The sequence below is a fragment of the Calothrix sp. CBUCES-K 9914 genome (assembly GCF_059640475.1).
The window spans coordinates 1-20,292 of record NZ_JBXXZH010000053.1 but is presented as its reverse complement, the minus strand read 5'-3'; the positions used below and the strand labels follow the sequence as shown (position 1 = coordinate 20,292).

General features: G+C 38.6%; 16 protein-coding genes. 2 read left to right on the top strand and 14 right to left on the bottom strand.

Translation table 11 applies throughout. The annotated features are described in order from the left end of the window. Positions 1 to 47: 47 nt before the first annotated feature. The 8 genes from AC2JBO_RS14575 to AC2JBO_RS14540 form a co-directional block, all read right to left on the bottom strand. A complete protein-coding gene (locus tag AC2JBO_RS14575) occupies positions 48 to 1,148 on the bottom strand; it encodes a WD40 repeat domain-containing protein (RefSeq protein ID WP_496954371.1) in 1,101 nt (366 codons plus the stop codon). Between the two features lie 952 nt (positions 1,149 to 2,100). Next, a complete protein-coding gene (locus AC2JBO_RS14570) occupies positions 2,101 to 4,113 on the bottom strand; it encodes a protein kinase domain-containing protein (RefSeq protein ID WP_496954370.1) in 2,013 nt (670 codons plus the stop codon). A 604-nt stretch (positions 4,114 to 4,717) separates the two neighbouring features. Beyond that, entirely contained in the window at positions 4,718 to 5,362 is a 645-nt protein-coding gene (locus tag AC2JBO_RS14565) for a hypothetical protein (RefSeq protein WP_496954369.1), read from the bottom strand. A gap of 1,033 nt (positions 5,363 to 6,395) precedes the next feature. After that, on the bottom strand, positions 6,396 to 7,106 hold the full coding sequence (locus AC2JBO_RS14560) for a Mov34/MPN/PAD-1 family protein (protein ID WP_496954368.1): 711 nt from the start codon (positions 7,104 to 7,106) through the stop codon (positions 6,396 to 6,398). Then, complete coding sequence (locus AC2JBO_RS14555) at positions 7,096 to 7,605, bottom strand: ubiquitin-conjugating enzyme E2 (RefSeq protein WP_496954367.1); 510 nt, start codon at positions 7,603 to 7,605, stop codon at positions 7,096 to 7,098. The genes AC2JBO_RS14560 and AC2JBO_RS14555 overlap by 11 nt, the downstream gene beginning before the upstream one ends. Before the next feature lie 2 nt (positions 7,606 to 7,607). After that, complete coding sequence (locus AC2JBO_RS14550) at positions 7,608 to 7,862, bottom strand: ubiquitin family protein (protein ID WP_496954366.1); 255 nt, start codon at positions 7,860 to 7,862, stop codon at positions 7,608 to 7,610. A gap of 8 nt (positions 7,863 to 7,870) precedes the next feature. Further along, on the bottom strand, positions 7,871 to 8,677 hold the full coding sequence (locus AC2JBO_RS14545) for a HesA/MoeB/ThiF family protein (RefSeq protein ID WP_496954365.1): 807 nt from the start codon (positions 8,675 to 8,677) through the stop codon (positions 7,871 to 7,873). Then, positions 8,664 to 9,026, bottom strand: coding sequence for a HesA/MoeB/ThiF family protein (locus AC2JBO_RS14540; RefSeq protein ID WP_496954364.1), 363 nt, complete (start codon positions 9,024 to 9,026; stop codon positions 8,664 to 8,666). The genes AC2JBO_RS14545 and AC2JBO_RS14540 overlap by 14 nt, the downstream gene beginning before the upstream one ends. Positions 9,027 to 9,759: 733 nt before the next feature. On the opposite strand from AC2JBO_RS14540, the gene AC2JBO_RS14535 reads away from it, so the two are divergent. Next, positions 9,760 to 10,341 carry a Fic family protein gene (locus AC2JBO_RS14535; protein WP_496954363.1) on the top strand — a complete coding sequence of 194 codons (582 nt, stop codon included), beginning with the start codon at positions 9,760 to 9,762 and terminating at the stop codon, positions 10,339 to 10,341. Between the two features lie 256 nt (positions 10,342 to 10,597). Here AC2JBO_RS14535 and AC2JBO_RS14530 read toward each other — a convergent pair whose 3' ends face one another. The 5 genes from AC2JBO_RS14530 to AC2JBO_RS14510 all read right to left on the bottom strand — a co-directional run bounded on the left by AC2JBO_RS14530 (position 10,598) and on the right by AC2JBO_RS14510 (position 17,016). Then, positions 10,598 to 11,680, bottom strand: coding sequence for a protein kinase domain-containing protein (locus AC2JBO_RS14530; RefSeq protein ID WP_496954362.1), 1,083 nt, complete (start codon positions 11,678 to 11,680; stop codon positions 10,598 to 10,600). A 377-nt stretch (positions 11,681 to 12,057) separates the two neighbouring features. Then, positions 12,058 to 14,292, bottom strand: coding sequence for a glycoside hydrolase (locus tag AC2JBO_RS14525; protein WP_496954361.1), 2,235 nt, complete (start codon positions 14,290 to 14,292; stop codon positions 12,058 to 12,060). Between the two features lie 165 nt (positions 14,293 to 14,457). Then, positions 14,458 to 14,688, bottom strand: coding sequence for a NifU family protein (locus AC2JBO_RS14520; protein WP_496954360.1), 231 nt, complete (start codon positions 14,686 to 14,688; stop codon positions 14,458 to 14,460). A gap of 172 nt (positions 14,689 to 14,860) precedes the next feature. After that, entirely contained in the window at positions 14,861 to 16,597 is a 1,737-nt protein-coding gene (locus tag AC2JBO_RS14515) for an ATP-binding protein (protein WP_496954359.1), read from the bottom strand. Positions 16,598 to 16,779: 182 nt separating this feature from the next. Then, positions 16,780 to 17,016: a hypothetical protein gene (locus AC2JBO_RS14510; protein WP_496954358.1), complete on the bottom strand. Its 237-nt coding sequence runs from the start codon at positions 17,014 to 17,016 to the stop codon at positions 16,780 to 16,782. A gap of 455 nt (positions 17,017 to 17,471) precedes the next feature. On the opposite strand from AC2JBO_RS14510, the gene lepA reads away from it, so the two are divergent. Beyond that, positions 17,472 to 19,286: a translation elongation factor 4 gene (gene lepA / locus AC2JBO_RS14505; RefSeq protein WP_496954357.1), complete on the top strand. Its 1,815-nt coding sequence runs from the start codon at positions 17,472 to 17,474 to the stop codon at positions 19,284 to 19,286. Positions 19,287 to 19,798: 512 nt separating this feature from the next. Here the strand turns inward: lepA and AC2JBO_RS14500 are convergent. Further along, on the bottom strand, positions 19,799 to 20,292 hold a 494-nt coding region (locus AC2JBO_RS14500; RefSeq protein ID WP_496954356.1), incomplete at its 5' end, for a tetratricopeptide repeat protein.

Genomic DNA, 20,292 nt, shown 5'->3' with positions numbered 1-20,292 from the left:
GCCAAACAAATATCTCTGCTATTTTGGCTAATTTTTAATTATTTAATTTATTGCTCTTGCAGGCGCCAGACTTTGATTTGATTATTAAAGCTGCTACTTGCTAGATTTTTGCTGTCCGGACTAAAAGCAACAGACCAAATACGGTTATTGTAGCCAGTAAATGTTGTTATTTCCTTGCCTGTTTGTAAATTCCAAAGTTTTATGGTTTTATCTGTACTTCCACTTGCAAGTGTCTTACTGTCTGGACTAAATGCAACAGACCAAACACTATCAGTATGTCCTTTGAAAGTGCGTATTTCTTCACTAGTTTCAAGATTCCAAACTCTTACAGTTTGATCCCATCCAGATGAAGCGAGAGTTTTACCATCAGGACTAATAGCAAGCGAAGTAACTGCACTATCATCATGACCTGCTAGCGTCTGAACTCGCTGCCCTGTGTTCAAATCCCAAATTTTTATTTTGCCGTCAAATTGAGTACCTGTAGCAATTATCGCTTGATGACCCCGTTTGCTCAAAGCAAAATCTGAGGGTAGAACTGTAATCACAAGACTATTAATAACATCACAGTTACCCTTTATTGTCCTGATTAATATTCCTTTCGTTACATCCCACACTTTAACGTTTTGATCCCAACTGCCGCTAGCAATAATGGCGCCATCAGGACTGAAGGCAACAGACTGTACCGACGCAGAATGACCTTTCAGGATATGAACTAGTTTTCCTGTAGTGGCATCCCATAATCTTACAGTTCCGTCCAAGCTACCACTCGCCAGTGTCTTACCATTAGGGCTAAATACAATTGTATTAATTTCTTGAGCATGTCCAACGAGTGTGTTTTTGAGTTTTCCTGTAACTGCGTCCCAAAGCTTAACAGTTTTATCATTGCTAGCACTGGCAATTGTCATACCATCAGAACTGTAAGCTACTGCCGAAACTAAGTCTAAATGTCCTGCTAGTGTTAGAACTGGTGTAACCCCTGTTGCATGAGCATGTAGAACAACGCGCGAGGAGATATTTGTTAAGGGTTGCCAGTACCATACTGCTCCAAATCCCAACAAAGCTATACTCCAAGTGAGAAGTTTATTGGAAGCAATACAGCTTGTAAAGTTTACAACACTTATTCGGGATGAAGACTTGTTGAGAGGCATAGTAAATACACTGTTGATAGCTGTGGTCAGTATTTGTACTAGGTTAAACTGTAAATTTAATAGGGCTAATTACGTATAATTAGTGAACACAACACAAAATACATAAAAATTTAAAGGCAATTTTACGTATTTTTCTATCTTAAATATAAAATTATCAATTATTAGAAGTTTATTTAGTTACATACCCTTACTGAATGTATAAATGCAAGCATCGCGCTAATAGCCCAAAAAGCTTTTAATAACTGCAATGCAAGAATAATTCAATATATGGGTACTATCGTTTTAGAGATTTTTGGTTTACGCAATCTTTAAAAATCTAGATGGACTTTGCATAATCTTTAAGAAAACTGGCAACGGATGATAAACGGATGTAACGGATAGGTAATTTTAAATAACAATTGTAGGGTGCGTGACGCTACAAGTCTTATATCTACGTTGAAGTTTTCTTATAGCGTCACGCACCAACTCATAATTATAACAGTAATGATTGTGAATATTTGTAACAAATGACTTATATAAAATTTCGCACCCATAGTACTACTGGTTAACTTGAAGCTACAGTTTTTAATTTTCCAATCGGTTCAAATCGTTATATTTGGTACTACTGGTTGAGTGAACCAGTAGTACTTCGCTCCTTGATTTGCTTTATCGTTGGCGCCCAAGCTCGTACTACTTGTTCACAATTCTTAAAGCGCTTTTAAGACGTTTTTAATCTGTCCCAACCTGAACGCACGGTTTATCCTGATGTTACCATTAGCGGATTACACAAAGCTTCAACTATTAGATTAGACCATTTAATAACACTGCGTCGGTCAATAGTGATGCGTAAACTGGGAAAATTGTCTTTAGAGACACAAGAACAAATTATAGAGAAGTTGTACAGTTTATTACGAGTATGAATTAAAGATTAATTCACGTTAACTACTGTAATTTATTTGGATACTTTTCTTTTCTAATTTGACTGGCGCCATATTCGCAGTGTTCTATCGGCGCCACCACTAATGATTATTTTACCGTCTTTACTAAATGCGAATGTTTCTACACTATCTCCATGTTTTGCTAAGGTACGGATATTCTTTGCTGTAATATAGTTCCAAATTTTAATGGTTTTATCCCTACTGCTACTAACTAAGGTCATTCCATCAGGACTAAAATTGACTGCGGTTACTTCTGCTGTGTGTCCTTCTAAACTACGGGCAAATGTTCGAGTTTGAACGTTCCAAAGATTTATCGTTTTATCGCTGCCACTTGCTAGGTATCTACCATTGGTGCTAAAAGCAAGCGAGTTTATCTCAGCACTTCCTGTGAATGCGTGAACTAGGCGCCCGGTTTCTGTGTTCCAGAGTTTGATACTTCCATCAAAACCACCGCTAGCTAAAATTTTACCATCTGGACTAAAAGTAACTGCCCGCACTGCTCCCGTATGTCCTTTTATGGTGCGAATTAATTCACGTGTGTATAAGTTCCAAAGCTTGATAGTTTTATCATCGCTTCCTGAAGCTAGTATTTTTCCATCTGGACTAATAGATAAAGTGTGAACTGGAGCAGTATGTCCAGTTAATGTATTGATTTCCTGACCGTTGGCTAAATTCCAAAGTTTAATGGTGTTATCATCACTGCCAGTAGCTAAAATTTGACCTTCAGGATTAATTTGGATTACGTTGACACGGTTGTTATGTCCAAAAAGCGTTGAAATTGCCTGTCCTGTTGCTAAACTCCAAAGTTGAACTGTGTTGTTGTTAGTACTGGCAATTGTATTTCCATCTGGTGTTATTGCTATTGATACAACGCTGCTTTCATAACCCCTAACTGTAACAGCTAAATTAAAATTGGGCATGACGCTACTCATTGAATTAAGCTGTTCTGCTTCGACTGATTCTTGGTCTGGCTGACTGCGGTTATATGGATTAAGTGCATTAAAATGAAACTGCTTATACCAAAATTGTCCTAGTACTAAAAGTAATACGCCTGCAACGCTGATACAAGCAACTTGAACCTTTATGTTACGACTCAACGAAAAGTAAGACGAAGTTGGTTTGAATTTAGGTAATTCTTGGTGCAAGTCTTGAATAACTTCATCAGCAGATTGGTAACGCTGATGTATATCTTTTTTCAAGAGCTTATCTAAGACCTTCGCAAAATCATTGCTGACGCTCACCTTTAAATAATCATGCCAACGGCTTACCCAAGCATAACCATGTTCTGTCCACAACTTAAAAGGAGAAATTCCTGTTAATAAGTGAAAAGCTGTTGCACCTAAGCTAAATAAATCACTTGCTGGATGTGCTGTTCCATCGCGAATTTGCTCTATAGGGGAATATCCATGTGAACCTATTGAAGTTCCTGTTTTAGAATATACCCTCGCAGTCAATTGTTTAGAAGAGCCAAAATCTATCAATATTAACTTTCCATCGCTTTGACGACGCACTATATTTTGTGGTTTAATATCGCGGTGAATTACACCACGTTCGTGAATAAATTTGAGAATCGGTAACAAATCGAGTAATAACTTACGTATATCCTCTTCGTGATAAGGCGGATGTAACGACTGGACTTGGCGCCGCGATTGCAATTCACGTAATAAATTTTGCCCGTCTATAAATTGCTGAACTAAATATAAATAGCTATTTTCTTCAAAGTAAGCTATTAAAGTAGGGATTTGTGCATGTTCTCCCAACTCCTGTAAACGCTGTGCTTCTTGTTGAAATAATTCTATTGCTTTCTTTAGTGCCCAACTGCTATCAGCTTTGGGTGCTAATTGCTTGATAACACACAGTTCATTTAATTTATCAATATCCTCTGCTAAATAAGTTCGACCAAAACCACCTTCATTACTAAGTACCCGCAGCACACGGTAACGATAGCGCAATAATTCTACAAGCGGGGCGCCGCAAGTTAAACAGAACTTCTCACCATTAGGATTGAGCGGGTTTGGACAATCGGGATTTAAGCAGCAGATTGTCATTTGAATTAATTAAAATTGTGCGATGGGCAACTAAAATTTGGTAATGGGAATCAAAAATTAGGCGTTGAGTAGAAAGAATCTTTTTAATCATTCTCTGTTCCCCATTCCTATTCCTTGTTTCCAAATTAACTTTATACATGTCGTATTTAGAACAACGACATTTATTCAGTAAGATAATTTATCCTTGTATTATACAAAAACATTTTAAAAAACAAGCATTTTTCTTTGTACAACTTTCACAATTAAATATTCATATTTTTGAAATAATTTTGTATCTATTTCGACAGTTTTTTGTCATCTTATAAATTATTACTATGCTAATAAAACAATATATTCTTTTCTAGGTTAGTTGTTTTGCAACCGCAATTTTTTAATTAAGAAAATATAAATTTTAGAAGGTGATCCCCCCTAACCCCCCTTATTAAGGGGGGAACATGAGTTAATTGTTAACTTTCTTTATTAAGTGGGGGGAAATGAGTCTATTCTTAGCCCCCCTTATTAAGGGGGGTTGGGGGGATCAACTCTGTATTTTGTATTATTGAGGCGCCATCATCATTAATAATATAGACCATGAGTCTTGATTTAAACTCAGTAATAGTAGTAGTTATGACATAGAATTAATATCCATCCACTGAATATTACTAGGCTGTTCTATTACTCTAATGTCTTGCCATTGAATTTCTTCAGAATGGGGCAGTTCATAGGTATTAGCCGCCTCTTGAGTTATTGCAAATTCTATCTCGTTCCTGTCCTCTGTTATGCTAGCTTGTATATCTAATAGCATTTCTGGCTCAAGCCAGGATTTTCCCGCACTAGAAAAATCTTCTAAAGTTCCAATTTCAAAATCTAGAATACGACACTTTCTAATAACTTCAGGAGATGAGGTTACAAAAATTACCTTGGACTCTAATATTTGTGAAATTTTTAGCAAACTTAGCAAATAGCGTTCTAACAAATTATTGCTATCAAGAGGGTATTGACTCTTATTTATATAATAAATAGCTTCATCAACAAAATGAACGCTTCCATCGTAAGAAGTGTAAAATAACAAATTATTTGACTCTATTGGTTTAATTAAGGAATTTATAACTACGTTTGCTGCTTCCGTAGCCACTTGATAATTGCCTTGGCTAAGATGGATAAGTTGAAGATAAAAATATCTTGGCAATATAACATCTTTACTAAAAAATGTAAAAATATTAGTGTTATTAATGCATAAATCTGGTTCAATACCATATAAAATTTTCATTAATCCATACTCCTTAATTGCAAGGTATTACTTATAATTATACAAGATTGATTTTTTTTGTTTAAGCTCACTCTTCCGGAAATAACTACATTTCTTTCCAAATAAAAAGTTGGATTTTTAAATTGGTGAAAACTGTTTGTAGATACATAGGCATAAAATCCTTTTAAACTTTTTCGCCTGCACGAAATATTTCTTGACTAACTCTGTCTTTTTGACCAATTATATTTGTTAATTGGTTGTCTATAGGTAATTGTTCATTTCTATCAAATAATAAATCTTCATTAGAAACTAAATTTGCAGCTTGTTCTTGTGTTGAGATATCTGTCCATTGTATATTTTGTGAACTATTAGTAGTTGATGATTGAGAATTATTTGATTGATTTTACGATTACTTTTCTTGCTCAATTAAGTTTCCAATAATTCCAATAATTATAAATATTCCAATAATAACCCAAAACAAAGGTTGAGAATGAAACTGTATAAAAATGGTTCTATCGTACATAGCGTGCTAAATTTTAATTAAAATCTATAAATATGCTTGATTTACAAGGCTTACAGACGCTTTTAGTTTTAATTTTGGACAAGAATACCGTTCTGAAGGTAATAATAGCTGTAAGATAAGCCCAGCAAGAGTTTTAAGCTTATTTTTCCCTAAATTAGCACGCTAAGTACGCAAGAGCCCCGTTTTTATATGAAGACGCATATAATTAGCCTACGCTCGTCTGGCTTTGTATCAATAGCCCCAGGCATACTGCCTGTGGGCGTTATATGCAGCCTCACATAAAATTGGTATTACACTTGAACAGTTATGTCTGTCTCCTCTTACAACTTTATTTTAGAAGCACTTTTCTATGCAGCTTCATATTAAATTGGTATTATGCTAAATCTATTTATAAAAAGCTTTAAATGCTTGCTTTACAATTATTGTAAAGTTTAGCTAAAATTTAATAGCTTTTATAAAACATAAAAGGTATTGAATAGCCAAAATTTTTGTTTACATGCTTTTACTTGACTAAGACCATAATCTTTTCGCTTAATTTGATTGAGCTTTTACTGTCTGCTTAAATTTCACAGGTTTCACTTTTTTCGCTTCTATACCTAAAAAATAGTCAATATCTTTTCTTACTGGGTCATAAACAATTGACACACACCAAGGATGATAAAAAAACGCGCGCTGTGTTCTCATGTCTGTTCCTGACATAAACACTCCTAAATTAGGGTGAGAATGATACCATCCCACTATATTTGCTTCTGGGTGAGTTTGTTTGGCATGGTTCATAATCCCTTGCCAAGTTTCTGGTGTAAATTCTAAGTGTACTCCTGTGCCTATTGTTCTCGGTGCTGCAACTGCTGCCGTAATTTCTACGTATATTCCATGCTTAGAATCAGTATAAGCTTGACCAAATAGAATACCACCATGTTCAACACTTACATCTGCTTCTAAATGTTCAGTTAGGCGGTCATATGCTTCTTCTAAAATGTAAACTTTAGGCAATGGGAGATTGATTTCTCGTTCTTTGATAAATTCCTCAATAGATTTTGGGGTTGGTTTATAAACATCTTCGCATTCTACCCAGCTAATCTGATTTAATTGAGGTAAAACAACCGTATTTTCCGCTGTTTGATTACTCTCTTGTGGTAGATTTTCAACTTCTGATGTATCTTGTGTTTCTTTGGGATAAATCAGGTAATTAATAAGTTCAAAAATTTTATCCAATGGTTTCAAAATTGTTTTAAAAATCATTCCAAATAATTGTTGTTGAGGTTTGTTTTGCTGCTTTGAAAGTTTGCTTATCTACTGGAAAACGGCGCCTATTATTTTCTGCCCATGCTTTAGCTTCAGCATTTGCTGGGCTTTTCAAATTCGTTACGTCGTCTGAATATTGAATAATTTTGCCTATGCGGATGACTAACTCGCAAAGATTTTCTGCCATCGTCCAGTAGTTGCCCAGGCAGACTTTCATACTTCCATACACGTTAGGATGAAATATTGGTGTAAGAAATTTAGCTGAAGGCTTATCTTTTGGATAAGTATTGCCCAGAGTTATCTCTACTTGATGACTTGTGCGGAATATAGGCTCACTTCCGTTTAAACGTTCTATTCCTTTACAGTGATATTCGATAATATACTGATGCGGTGGTTTTCCTTGAGTTGAAATAATAGCAAGCGTACCTCCCGACCCAGAAACTAGTTGAGATAATTCTTTAAAGTCGTTTTCTAAACGTTTTTCTCTAATACCCATAATCAACCTGCTTCCAAAATTGGATAAACTTCAAGCACATCATTTTGCTGAACTCCCACTCCTCCAAGGGTTGTTCCAGGGTCTAACTGTTGTCCTGTGCGCTCCAGACGTACTGCGTAGTTTGTAGTTGTTGGTAAATTCCATTTTTGCTGAGTAGCTTCAAGTAGTTTTTCGACGCTAAAAGCAGTAGGTAATGAAACAGATGCTTTGCGTGTTTGGTCTGCTGAACGAACAATTAAGGATACTGAGTCTGACATTGTTACTCCTATGTTTGGCAAAATTGAATTGCTATTTGACCTTTCGTTGTTTCGCAGTGCAATATCTCGTTCTTGGGTAGACATAATTCTTTGAGTGTCATGTTTAACCCAGAACTACTAAGGGAAAAATTTCTGATGACTTGAAAATCCCTTTCGTGGCTACACTTTGGGCAAGTGAGTTTGGATTCTGGAAATTTGCGTAGGGGAGTATTTACTCGCTCTTGATAACCGCAGTCTGGGTTTAGACACTGCATTGAGTCAATAACTTCGTTTCTTAGCCAAAGTAATGGTTCTGTAAAACCGTCTTTTTCGAGATTTTCCAAAATTTCTTGGACACTGAGATTTTCGTTATAGTTGACGTTTATTGTTGGTGCAATATTTATCTCATGAGCAATACAAGCTTCTTGACGTCGAATTTGCACTTTGAAAGCCATCCAAGGATTTAAGCCGAGAAAAACTTTTTCACCTGGATTGAGCAAACCTGGTTTACCATGCAAGAATAAAAGAGCTTGTTGCACTTGCATGGCGCCTACAATCGAAGCAATTGGCGCCGTTGTTGGCATTGCTACTTCTGGGATATTGCGTTTTAAACCCTGACATGAGTAGCGCTGGTTACGTCGCTCCCACATTTGGTTAAAAATGCTGCACTCGTAACAAGCTGCTTCTGTATTGGGGTCAAAGAAACTTACTTCTCCTTCAGCTACACCAATACCCCCATTTATCCAAGGAATCCCCGCGCGGTAAGCTAGTTGATTAATGCAATAGCGAGCGTTGACGCTATCGAGACAAGCAATAATTACATCATGCGCGCACATCTCCAATACCCAAACCAAACTCTAAATCACTGTGGATAGCTTGAATTTGTATTTCTGGGTTAATTTCTAGCACCCGCTGACGAGCAACCTCTACTTTTGGCAAACCAATATCAGACTCGCGAAACAAAACAGAGCGCGTCAGGTTAGTAACAGAAACCGTATCAAAATCAATTACGGTAATATTACCGACACCCAGCAAAGCTAGATTCTTTAATACTTCATTGCCTAAAGCACCTGCTCCTGCAACTAATACCTTTGAACCTTTAAGCGTGTTTTGCTCCCACCAGTCAATTAAATGATGCCTATCGTAGCGGCTCTCTTGAACTTCTGTTATTACAAAAGAGTCCATATTCGCATCCGGAAACTTCTATTTATACAGTTCCCACAATCAAATAAGAAAATTACAATAAATATACTGAAATTTTATATAATTTTAAGATATATTTCCAAAAAATATTAAGTAAATATGCTTAAACCGTGTGTTTATTAATTTAGAGAATATAGCATTCCTAGATGAATTGTAAAAAATTCCTAAATGTAGAGACGCGACATGTCGCGTCTCTACAATGCGCGGATTTTACGAATAATTTAGGACTGCTATATTTGATTGTGTCGTACTTTGGCATCATTAATATTTATACGCCAAGGTTTATTTCCTGTAGTTATTACACAAAACGACCGTCAAGAGTATATCCTGACCTCAGAGGCAGCTGATGCAGGTAATTTAAGGTGCCTAATAACCCTTTTCTCTCGTTTACAAGAGAAAATATTGATTAAAGGACTAGGATTACCCACGTAATTTATTATAAAAAAGCGAGGGAAGTATGGTACAAGCTACTTATATTTGGCAGCCAATTGAGGATTTACCAGAAAATTGGGCAGAATTTGCTTCTCCTGAGTTAGAAAGTCTTGCAGAAATTTAGAAATCTCACTCTAGTAAGCTTCAAAAATCTAATGCGTTAAATAGTTTTAATGAAAAGCTTAGTAGGGAGTGGGCTATTGAGACTGGCATCATTGAAAATATTTATTATATTGATGAACCAACAACACAGCTTTTAATTGAAAAAGGAATTAATGGTGATTTGATTCCTTTTTGTACAACGGATAAACCAGCACTTGAGATTATTTCAGTTTTGAATGCTCATCAAGTAGCTTTAGAAGCGTTGTTTGATTTAGTACAACAAAAGCGTAAACTTTCGCTTTTTTACATTAGAGAATTACACCAAATTATAACACAGCATCAAGAAACGGTTAATTCTGTCGATGCTTTTGGACGTAAAACACAGGTTGCTTTATTACAAGGACAATGGAAAAAACATCCTAATAATCCAACTCGAAAAGACGGGACATCTCATGAGTACTGTCCTCCTTTACAAGTACCAACTGAAATGGAACGTTTAATCAATATGCATTTAGAACATATTAAACAACAAGTTCCACCAGAAATTGAAGCTGCTTTGTTACATCACCGTTTTACACAAATTCACTCTTTTCAAGATGGAAATGGAAGAGTCGCGCGCGCATTGGCATCGCTAGTTTTTATTCAAGCAGGTTGGTTTCCTTTAGTTATTACTCGCAATGTGAGAGACGAATATATTGATGCTTTAGAAGCAGCAGACAAGGGAAATTTATCTAATTTAGTTAATTTCTTTGCAAAATTATAAAAGAAAGTATTTACTAAAGCTTTAAGCCTTTCTGAAAATAGTATTACTGAAAATGAAGTTATTCAACAAGCTATTATAGCTGCTCGTCTATACATAATCATAATATTAATATAATGTTGGGTTGGCGGAGCGTACACCAACCTACTAAACTCTATCCGTTACATCCGTTGTATCCGTTGCAAGGTATATCTTATTTTTTAAATGTATTATATTAAGCAAGGAGTTAATGTTTAAAATCAAGCGGTATTGATGCAATTTACGGTAATGGGTTGCGCTTTCGCATGGCTTGTTTTTGCTTTAGCTTTTCTCGCCATTCACGAATTGCTATTGCTGTTCTAGTAATGTGTGTTTTATATCCTTCCGGAATTTCTACACTGTTACTACCACTGCTACTACTGGCGCCAAGACGTTGGCTAGTCATACAGTTATTCAAAGTTGGCAAATATGACTCCATCCCCAAGTCCCACATTACGTCTTCAGCATTTTTGTAACGCTCTTCAAGAGGAATTTTTATCATTTTGGATAAAACTTTGCCGAAGTGGTCGCTTATTTGCACTTCTTTTTGCCAAGCGATTTCTCCATTATGCGGGTCGTAATCAAATTCTAAAGGCGCCTTACCTGTCAGCATAAACAAACAAGTTACTCCAACTGCATAAATGTCGCTTGCATAAACTGGACGCAGCGAAAATTGCTCTGGAGGTGCAAAACCCATTGTTCCAACAAAATTTGTTGTAGCACTTTTTGAATTACCGTCGCTAGTTTTGGCAAGCTCTTCTTTAACGGCACCAAAATCAATTAGTACTAGTCTACCATCATCGTCGCATCGCAGTAAATTATGTGGTTTAATATCGCGATGAATAACCCGATGCTTGTGGATATATTGCAGTACAGGCAGCAATGAGCGCAAAAATTGTTTTACAACTCCCTCGCTCTTTGACCCTGTTTTGCGAATTTCACGCGCGAGTGTCGAACCACGTATATACTCTTGCACAAGGAAAAACTCACCATTCATATCAAAATAGTCCAATAACATTGGTATTTGAGAATGATTACCAAGTTTACCAAGAGTTTTAGCTTCTTTTTCAAACCGAACACAAGCGCGTTGCAAGCTTTTTGGTTTTGTGACTTTCGGACAAAGTTGCTTAATTACGCAAAGTGGATTTCCGGGTAGAATCATATTTTTAGCCAAAAATGTGACTCCAAAACCACCTCTACCTAAGACTCGATGAATTTCGTAACGGTCGCGGAACAGTTGCTTAGAACCGCACAACTGTCCAAGCTGGGTTTCGTGCAAAATATCATCGTGAAAATCAGACACTTTGTAAGATAAACGATTCATTATTGAATTGCTGGTGTTAAATTAACAGCTGCTTTGCAATGTCTTTAATTTATCCACAAATAGAGCTATATGCCAGTAGCATTACCGTATCTTTGCAAAAACCTAATGTTTTATGGAAGTATCCGGAATTAAACACTGATTGAATGTAAATTATGTCACAAATGAGTGCTGAGTAATGAGTGCTGAGTGCTGAGTAGGAACTCATAACTCATAACTTCTACTTCTTAACTTACTTAGCACTCAGCACTCAGCACTTTCTACTTCTTAACTTACTTAGCACTCAGCACTCAGCACTTTCTACTTCTTAACTTACTCAGCACTCAGCACTCAGCACTTTCTACTTCTTAACTTACTCAGCACTCAGCACTTTCTACTTCTTAAGGGACTTCAATTGGAATTAAACCATTTTCTGGCAGGTAGCTTTGGAATATGCCTTCATCGCTAAATACTAATACTAGCCTTACAGGATAGTCGGGGGGTACTTGTAAATCCGCCCAAGGTACTGCGATTTCTAGACAATTATCTATGGCTACTTGCGCGCGACTGCTGCGACATTGCCAATGAAAGTTTTCTCCTGCTTGCTGAAACTGAACAGATTGGGTAATTAAATTTATTTCTAAGTGGTGATGGTAGTGGTAATTTAATGGCGCCGTATCTGGAAGCGATGCTAAAGGTACTGGACTGTTGTGCATTGTGCGGTCTGGGTAAAACCATAGTAAGTTTAACTCAGCAGGAATATCTTTTCCTGGCTCTACTCCAACTTTAAAGTCTAAGCGTAAGTAAAAATTGAGGTGGTCTACACCATACCACAATCTTTGTATGGCACTGCTGTTGTGCATTGTACCTCTGGCGCCGCCAATTTCAATACGTCCAGCTTTATCCCAGTCTTGTTCGTCACCTTTACCATTAATAACTGGATGGATAAAGCTTTTTGGACGAGAGTCTCCACGCGCTGCGTGACTTTCTAGGGGTTGGCGTAAATAAGAAGGTATTGGTTCATTAAGCGCTTTATAAATACCGTATAAATGCTCACGAAATAACTGGTCGAAAATTTCGTCTTGGTTCGAGGAATGTCCCTCTCCAAACCACCAGAACCAGTCTGACCCCTCGGCAGCATACAGTGCTTCCCAAGCTTCTGGGTTATTTTCCTCGGTTGCTTCTGGGTGACTTGCTAAAACTGCGCGCGCTTCTTTAAGATAATCCCACGCCCGGTTTTTTACTGGGTCGCCTATCCAAGTAGTAAAACTACCGTCAACCCACGAACCGCTATGAAGTTGCTCACCCGGTATCGTCGCATTTGCGGGATATTGCTCTAAAAATTCAGCAACAGTTACAAGTTTAATATGAGGTTCGTTACTCAAACTTCTATACAAAGCTTCTAAAAAGGGCTTACCATCCTGCTGGTAATATTCCCAACAATTTTCACCATCTAGAGCAATTGTAACTAACCAAGGCTGTTCAGGTTGCCGTTCACGCTGCATTTTCGCAATAGCTTCGAGGTGTCCTACTAAATCTGCTGCAGCTTGTTTGGCAGGCATTGAACCATAAGTAAAACCTATCAAATCTGATAACCTGTGGTCACGAAAAACTATTGATAAATCACCTGCTGGTGTTTGTAAGCGATATGGTCGATATAGCAATTCTGGTTCTAAAACGTTTCCTGCGGCGTTACGGTTGAAAAATCGCCTTAAAGTCCACCCTAACACAGCTTCATCCGAACATATCCACTGAAATCCCTGTTTAATAATATACGGTAACACTGCCGGACTAACCGATTGTTCTGAAGGCCATAGTCCGCGCGGTTCGCATCCAAATCTATCTAAATATAAATCCCACGCTTTACGCAAATGCCTTGGAATATCTTCTGCCCACTGAAACCGAGACTGTGGAAGTGTCATATTTGGCACTGCTACACGTCCTGAATTTGTATCAGCAAGTAAAGGCATTATTGGGTGAGTGTAAGGAGTTGTCGTAACTTCCAACTGTCCCGTCTCTTGCATTTTACGATGCTGAGGAATAATGTCAGCCAAAATCGCGCGCTGTTTCGAGTAAATGCGCTGACGGTCACTCAATGTAAACCCTTGACCCTGCTTCAACCAACCTGCTATTTCTGGGTCATCCCAAAACAAAGGATCAATCCACGCCAAATTGTGCCAAGCTAACAAATCACTATAATCGTCTAATTGCCAATTTTGCAAACACCAACTTGCACCATTTTTCTGACGCTGCTCGTACAACTGAGAATAACGAGGGTGTGGGTCAATTAACGTATGGTGATTAGCATCAAAAAAATGTTCAATAATAAACGCGCGTTGTTCGCGACTCAGATTTTCTGTAGGTGTTAGAGTCGCTTCTAAATAAGGGTCAAACGCAGTTCCCGCAATGTAATCTTCGAGTTGCAATATTAATGACGGTACTAAGTTCACAGTTTGGCGTAACTTTGGATACTTTTCTAAAAGTAACACTAAATCTAAATAGTCTTTTGTACCGTGTAATCGTACCCAAGGTAAGCGGTATTTTTGACTACTTGTACTCGTAATACCAATTTGAGGAGATTTATACAATGGCTGATGCTGATGCCAGATAAAAGCTACGTAGAGAGGATGAGACATAGAGGTAGGGTGCGTGACGCTACTAACAATTTAGAACGAAGCTAACCATCAGGTGGCGTCACGCACCAGCGTTAGTACGTGACGCTACTTTTGACTCGTTGATAAGGTGCGTGACGCTACTAGATCGCGATTATCAGTTTCAGATTTTTGGTAGCGTCACACACCCTACATGACTTGTTCAACTTCGGCAATTTCGGGAATCATTTCTCGAAGACGGCGCTCTAAACCCATACGTAGGGTCATTGTTGAACTGGGGCAACTACCGCAGGCACCTTGTAGCCGCAGTTTCACAATCGGACCGTCGAGTTCTACAAGTTCTACATTACCACCGTCCGACATCAGGTAGGGACGCATTTCATCTAATACTGTTTCAACGTTGTCAACTGTGAGTTCCATGAGTTTTAGACCTGGTAAGTTAATTGTGGTGATTCTTGAAAATTACCTTTTTAGGGATTTATGACAAAAAATATTTCATACTCCATCTCTCATTCTAGGAAAATCTTGCCCATATAGGGCGCCCCAAGTACCGGGTAAGGAATGAGGGATATCTCTACATCTTATCTAGTTATTAGCTATTATCAGTTGAACTTAATACAGGCTGCTGATACAGGGGAACTGTAAACGTTACCGTGGAACCTAGTCCTTCACCAAGACTATAAAAGTGAACCTCACCACCCATCGCTTCAACGAGTTTCTGAGATATGGCAAGTCCTAAACCAGTACCTCCATACTGACGGGTACGCGAACCATCGACTTGTGAGAAAGATTGAAATAGTTTGTCTTGTTTATCCAACGATACTCCAATGCCTGTATCAGCGACGCGCACTTTCACCATGCCTGGAAATTCTCGGTCTTGGAATCGCATTTTTTTACGCACAACATCTGCACTCAGCGTAATACCACCTTCATGGGTAAATTTAATCGCGTTTCCTACCAAATTTATCATTACCTGCTTTAAGCGCAGATAATCTCCGAAAACAACAATTTTATCTGCGGTATCAGGTAAAAGCATCTGGAAGCTCAGATTTTTCTGCTCTGCTTGCAACCGCATCGAATTATTCACGTCTACAAACAATTCGTCCAGAGTCACTGAACTTAGCTCTAAATCGTTTTTTCCTGCCTCAATTTTGGCAAAATCAAGAATATCTTGAATTATGCTGAACAAATGTATTGATAACTTGTGAGATTCTTGTAAATACTCGCGTTCTTCTTCAACGCTATCAGTCATATCGTCCAAGATGAGCTTGAGAAAACCCATTATTCCATTTAGGGGAGTTCTAATTTCATGAGAGACATTAGCAAGAAACTCGCTTTTGCGACGGGTTGCTTCTTCAGCCTGAAATCTGGCGGCGCCTAATTCTTTATACAATGTAGCGTGTGCGATTGCTGTTCCCAATTGGTTAGAAACTTCTTTGGCAAGTTCGAGTTCTTCGGCAGTTAAAGATGTACACTCATCGCATAAAGTTATTGCAACAATTGCATTTGGCTGGTCTTGATGTGATGTCACGACGGACAGAATGTGTTCTTGCTGGAAGTATGGGTGTTGAGATTTTACGACAACTGGCTTCAGGGTAAACAGTGCCTCTGCTAACCCAGGTTCAGAATTGATGTCTATCTCCAAGCCCAACATTGAGGTTTTATTGGGTTTATAATATTCGGCTATGACTTTAACACTCTTGGCGCCAGGTTTGTAAGGACAAATAATACACCTGTCTAAACGCAACGCTTTACCTAAACTATCGACAGTTTGCTGCCATATCACGTCTAAATCGAGTGTGCGACGGATACTACTTGTAATCCGGTTAACTATTTTCTGGTGCTGCTGCGAGCGCAATGCCAAATCTGTAGTAGTTGTTAGTGATGGCGCCACTGTTTCATGGGTTCTGTCAGCCACCTGCAAAAGCCTTCCCATTATCAAAACAGTAGTTGCTGCATTACCCAATGATGGCATCACAGGAGTAAAAGCTAACTCCAACTCATATAAATACTGATGATAGCCAAACCAACACTGACATCGCTCAGGGTTCAATGTCGTCATAACCCTTTGTACCCTCTGCAAATAAGCAACTTTATCAACAGGGGCAAACGAATCATCCTGATTTAAAGAAGCAATTATTTGCTCAGTATTAATACTTAAACTTTCTGAGTTATGCCAATAAAAACTTAAAAAACGTCCCGCCCAATCTTGGGTGTAAACCAGTTCGGCTCCTAAATTTGCCCATGAGCCATCAGTGTTACTAGCAATAGATTCCAAATTTCTTGACAATAATATTTGTGGCAGTTGGGAATTGACAGTAATGCTCATGGCTCAAGTTCAATAGATTAATAGCAACCAAAAGGTGATTTAGCTAGCTAGCTCCCTAAAGTTTGGCATAAATTTTTACAGGTGAGGTAGAGTCAGCTGAAAAATTTTTGGTTGCTCTTGAATCCAGCATTACGCAGCTTAAATGTAAATAATATTCTCCTTAAAATGAAAAGTAAAGTTGGCTAATCATTCCACTCACCTCTTGGGGGCATTGTTCGACGTACAGGGTTGCGCGTCAATTCATCGTCTCTTGGTACATCTCCCCGCAACCACTGGCGAATAGCCACTTCTATGACCTTACTAGGGTCGTTGGTAAGATGCTGAATTTGTTGAAGCAATTCTGAGTCAAGACGAATTGCTATCTCGACTTTATCAGCGACCACACGGTCAGCATCAGTTGTTCTATCTTTCATATTCATAGGTTGATGTACCTGAAACTGGTTTCTATATAATTGCTGTTTTTACCTGTTCGTGCTTCTACATATGAGAATAAACAATTCGGGCAACACCCTCGTTCAACACAAATCGAAGCGGACATTCACTGTTTATTGTACGCTTCTAATTGGCAAATGCCAGAGTCCACAATCGTTTAAATAAGTAGCAGGCGCCTACTCTTCATGAATCCTACCGCTTATTTTGTAACTTTTGCTACAGTTTAAAAAAAATTAACTTTATTTAAACTCTTATAACCAGAGGAGTATAGGTGAGGAATATGTTAAATTTTCTACTTAAGGTTTTTTTATATAAAAATATTGAGTGCTAGTAAAGGTTAAAACCTAGGACTATCGAGCAATAACAGCGTTTAGACAAATAAAGCATTAAAATACGTTAAGTATCTTCTTTCTTGGTTGCTAAAAACGGCAAATAAAAGTATATGACTGACGTTCCCGCAGCGCGCATTCGCAATTTTTGCATTATTGCTCACATCGACCACGGGAAATCAACCCTTGCCGACCGCTTACTACAAGCCACCGGGACTGTAGAACAGCGGCAAATGAAGGAGCAATTTCTCGACAACATGGACTTGGAACGGGAGCGCGGCATTACAATTAAGCTGCAAGCTGCCCGGATGAACTACAAGGCAAAAGACGGTCAGGAGTATGTACTCAACTTGATTGATACTCCCGGACACGTGGATTTTTCGTATGAAGTATCCCGCAGTCTTGCCGCTTGTGAGGGGGCTTTATTAGTTGTAGATGCTTCTCAAGGTGTTGAAGCGCAAACCTTGGCAAACGTTTACTTAGCCCTAGAACATAATTTAGAAATCATTCCAGTCCTTAATAAAATTGATTTACCAGGCGCCGAACCGAGTCGGGTAGCTGGAGAAATTGAGGAAATTATTGGTTTAGATTGTAGTGGCGCCATTCTCGCTTCTGCAAAAGAGGGTATTGGTATTGATGAAATACTCGAAACGATTGTAGAACGAGTACCACCGCCAAAAAATACTGTTGATGACAAATTGCGCGCGCTAATTTTCGACAGTTATTACGACAGTTACCGAGGAGTAATTGTATACTTCCGGGTTATGGATGGTACTGTCAAGAAGAAAGACAAAATTTACCTAATGGCATCGGGTAAAGAGTTTGAAATTGACGAATTGGGTGTTTTATCACCTAGTCAAAAACCCGTTGATGAACTTCATGCTGGGGAAGTAGGTTATGTATCTGCCTCAATTAAAGCTGTTGGTGACGCGCGCGTTGGGGATACAATTACTCTTTCCAATGCAAAGGCGCCGGAAGCGTTACCAGGTTACACCGAAGCTAACCCAATGGTATTTTGCGGGATGTTCCCTATTGATGCCGACCAATTTGAGGATTTACGCGAAGCTTTAGATAAGCTAAGTCTTAACGATGCAGCCCTACACTTTGAGCCAGAAACTTCGAGTGCAATGGGTTTTGGTTTCCGTTGTGGGTTTTTAGGACTACTGCATATGGAAATTGTGCAGGAACGTTTAGAGCGGGAATATAATCTTGATTTGATTATCACGGCGCCTTCGGTGGTTTACAAAGTGATAACTATCAAAGGCGAGGAGTTATATATAGATAACCCCAGCCACTTACCGGCACCTAACGAACGGCAACACATTGAAGAACCCTACGTTCAAGTGGAAATGATAACCCCAGAAGTTTATGTTGGCACACTTATGGAGTTATCACAAAACCGTCGGGGTGTATTTAAAGATATGAAGTATCTTACACAAGGACGGACGACTTTAACTTATGAGTTACCTTTGGCGGAAGTTGTTACGGACTTTTTTGACCAAATGAAATCAAGGTCGCGCGGTTATGCAAGTATGGAATATCACCTAATTGGCTACCGTGAAAACCCACTGGTTAAGTTGGATATAATGATTAACGGCGACCCTGTAGATTCACTGGCAATGATTGTTCACCGTGATAAAGCTTACGGTGTGGGACGGTCAATGGCTGAAAAGCTTAAAGAATTAATTCCACGTCACCAATTTAAAGTACCTATTCAGGCTTCGATTGGTAGTAAGGTTATAGCCAGTGAACATATTCCAGCATTGCGGAAGGACGTACTTGCTAAATGTTACGGTGGTGACATTAGCCGGAAGAAGAAACTTTTGCAGAAGCAAGCTAAGGGTAAGAAGCGGATGAAATCTGTTGGTACTGTAGATGTACCACAGGAAGCTTTTATGGCTGTGTTGCGGTTAGATCAATCTTCTTAGGATTTTAGATTGGGCAATTCTTGCAATAATAAAAAATCTTGTAGGGTGGGCATCCTTGCCCGCCCTTTGTTGTATTATTTTTTATTTCCCTCATTTCCCTCACCCTCAAGGATACTGCTGGCGAATCAGGGGTAACACCCATCATTTTATAAAAACAGACGTGTAGAGACGCGACATGTCGCGTCTCTACATTCGCGGTTCAGGACGTAAAATCGTGATGCTGAGGGGTCAGACCTACAATTCGCCGATGGCATCCTTGTAGGAGCGCAAAGTGGGCGGTGTCGGTTTCCGTCCCGCCCAACTTTGCAAGAGAGAGGGGTTGGGGGAGAGGTAAGATAAATCATTGTTTAGTAGGTATTTTGATTTCAAAGCAGGCGCCATTTCCAGGCTGAGAAATACATTTTAAACTTCCCTTATGATTGATCTTATATTTAGAACTTATATTTATGTCTCTTCTTTTACACAATTTTTTAATAAGGGCTGGGTGGGCACTGCCCACTTTACACCTGCACTTAGAAGTATGGTTTATCCAAGAGAACGATTGTGATTTGGTCGATTGCTTTGAGAGCTTGTTGATAAGATTGAATTTTATTTTGCTGCAAAAATAGTTCTGCTGCTATTTGCAAATCAGCTCTGGTGCCTTTTTTATCTCCCAAGAATTCGCGAGTAGTAGCGCGAAGTTGGTACGCTTCAGCATATCTAGGGTTAATTCGCACAGCTTGATTGAAATCAACTATACTTCGTTTCAAGTCTCCTTGGCTACGGCGAGCAACACCTTGGTTTAGATAAGCTTCGGCGTATTGGGGGTTAATTCGTAGGGCAGTTTGGAAACTAGCAATTGCATTTTGATATTGTTGTTTTTGGCGAAGGTAAGCAATACCCTGATTGCGGCGGTAGAAGATAAGGAAGCGAAGATGCTTAATGCGGCAATGGTTGTTTTTAACAATACCTTCGCCAAAATAAAGAGGGCCTTCTGTAGTAGAGTTATGTTTACTAAGACTACAAC

What these genes read in the sequence shown, in the direction of transcription:
- lepA (WP_496954357.1), top strand. Translation starts at nt 17,472, where the DNA reads ATGACTGACGTTCCCGCAGCGCGCATTCGCAATTTTTGCATTATTGCT.
- AC2JBO_RS14545 (WP_496954365.1), bottom strand. Translation starts at nt 8,677, where the DNA reads ATGTGCGCGCATGATGTAATTATTGCTTGTCTCGATAGCGTCAACGCT.
- AC2JBO_RS14540 (WP_496954364.1), bottom strand. Translation starts at nt 9,026, where the DNA reads ATGGACTCTTTTGTAATAACAGAAGTTCAAGAGAGCCGCTACGATAGG.
- AC2JBO_RS14510 (WP_496954358.1), bottom strand. Translation starts at nt 17,016, where the DNA reads ATGAATATGAAAGATAGAACAACTGATGCTGACCGTGTGGTCGCTGAT.
- AC2JBO_RS14520 (WP_496954360.1), bottom strand. Translation starts at nt 14,688, where the DNA reads ATGGAACTCACAGTTGACAACGTTGAAACAGTATTAGATGAAATGCGT.
- AC2JBO_RS14550 (WP_496954366.1), bottom strand. Translation starts at nt 7,862, where the DNA reads ATGTCAGACTCAGTATCCTTAATTGTTCGTTCAGCAGACCAAACACGC.
- AC2JBO_RS14575 (WP_496954371.1), bottom strand. Translation starts at nt 1,148, where the DNA reads ATGCCTCTCAACAAGTCTTCATCCCGAATAAGTGTTGTAAACTTTACA.
- AC2JBO_RS14565 (WP_496954369.1), bottom strand. Translation starts at nt 5,362, where the DNA reads ATGAAAATTTTATATGGTATTGAACCAGATTTATGCATTAATAACACT.
- AC2JBO_RS14525 (WP_496954361.1), bottom strand. Translation starts at nt 14,292, where the DNA reads ATGTCTCATCCTCTCTACGTAGCTTTTATCTGGCATCAGCATCAGCCA.
- AC2JBO_RS14530 (WP_496954362.1), bottom strand. Translation starts at nt 11,680, where the DNA reads ATGAATCGTTTATCTTACAAAGTGTCTGATTTTCACGATGATATTTTG.
- AC2JBO_RS14515 (WP_496954359.1), bottom strand. Translation starts at nt 16,597, where the DNA reads ATGAGCATTACTGTCAATTCCCAACTGCCACAAATATTATTGTCAAGA.
- AC2JBO_RS14560 (WP_496954368.1), bottom strand. Translation starts at nt 7,106, where the DNA reads ATGATTTTTAAAACAATTTTGAAACCATTGGATAAAATTTTTGAACTT.
- AC2JBO_RS14555 (WP_496954367.1), bottom strand. Translation starts at nt 7,605, where the DNA reads ATGGGTATTAGAGAAAAACGTTTAGAAAACGACTTTAAAGAATTATCT.
- AC2JBO_RS14570 (WP_496954370.1), bottom strand. Translation starts at nt 4,113, where the DNA reads ATGACAATCTGCTGCTTAAATCCCGATTGTCCAAACCCGCTCAATCCT.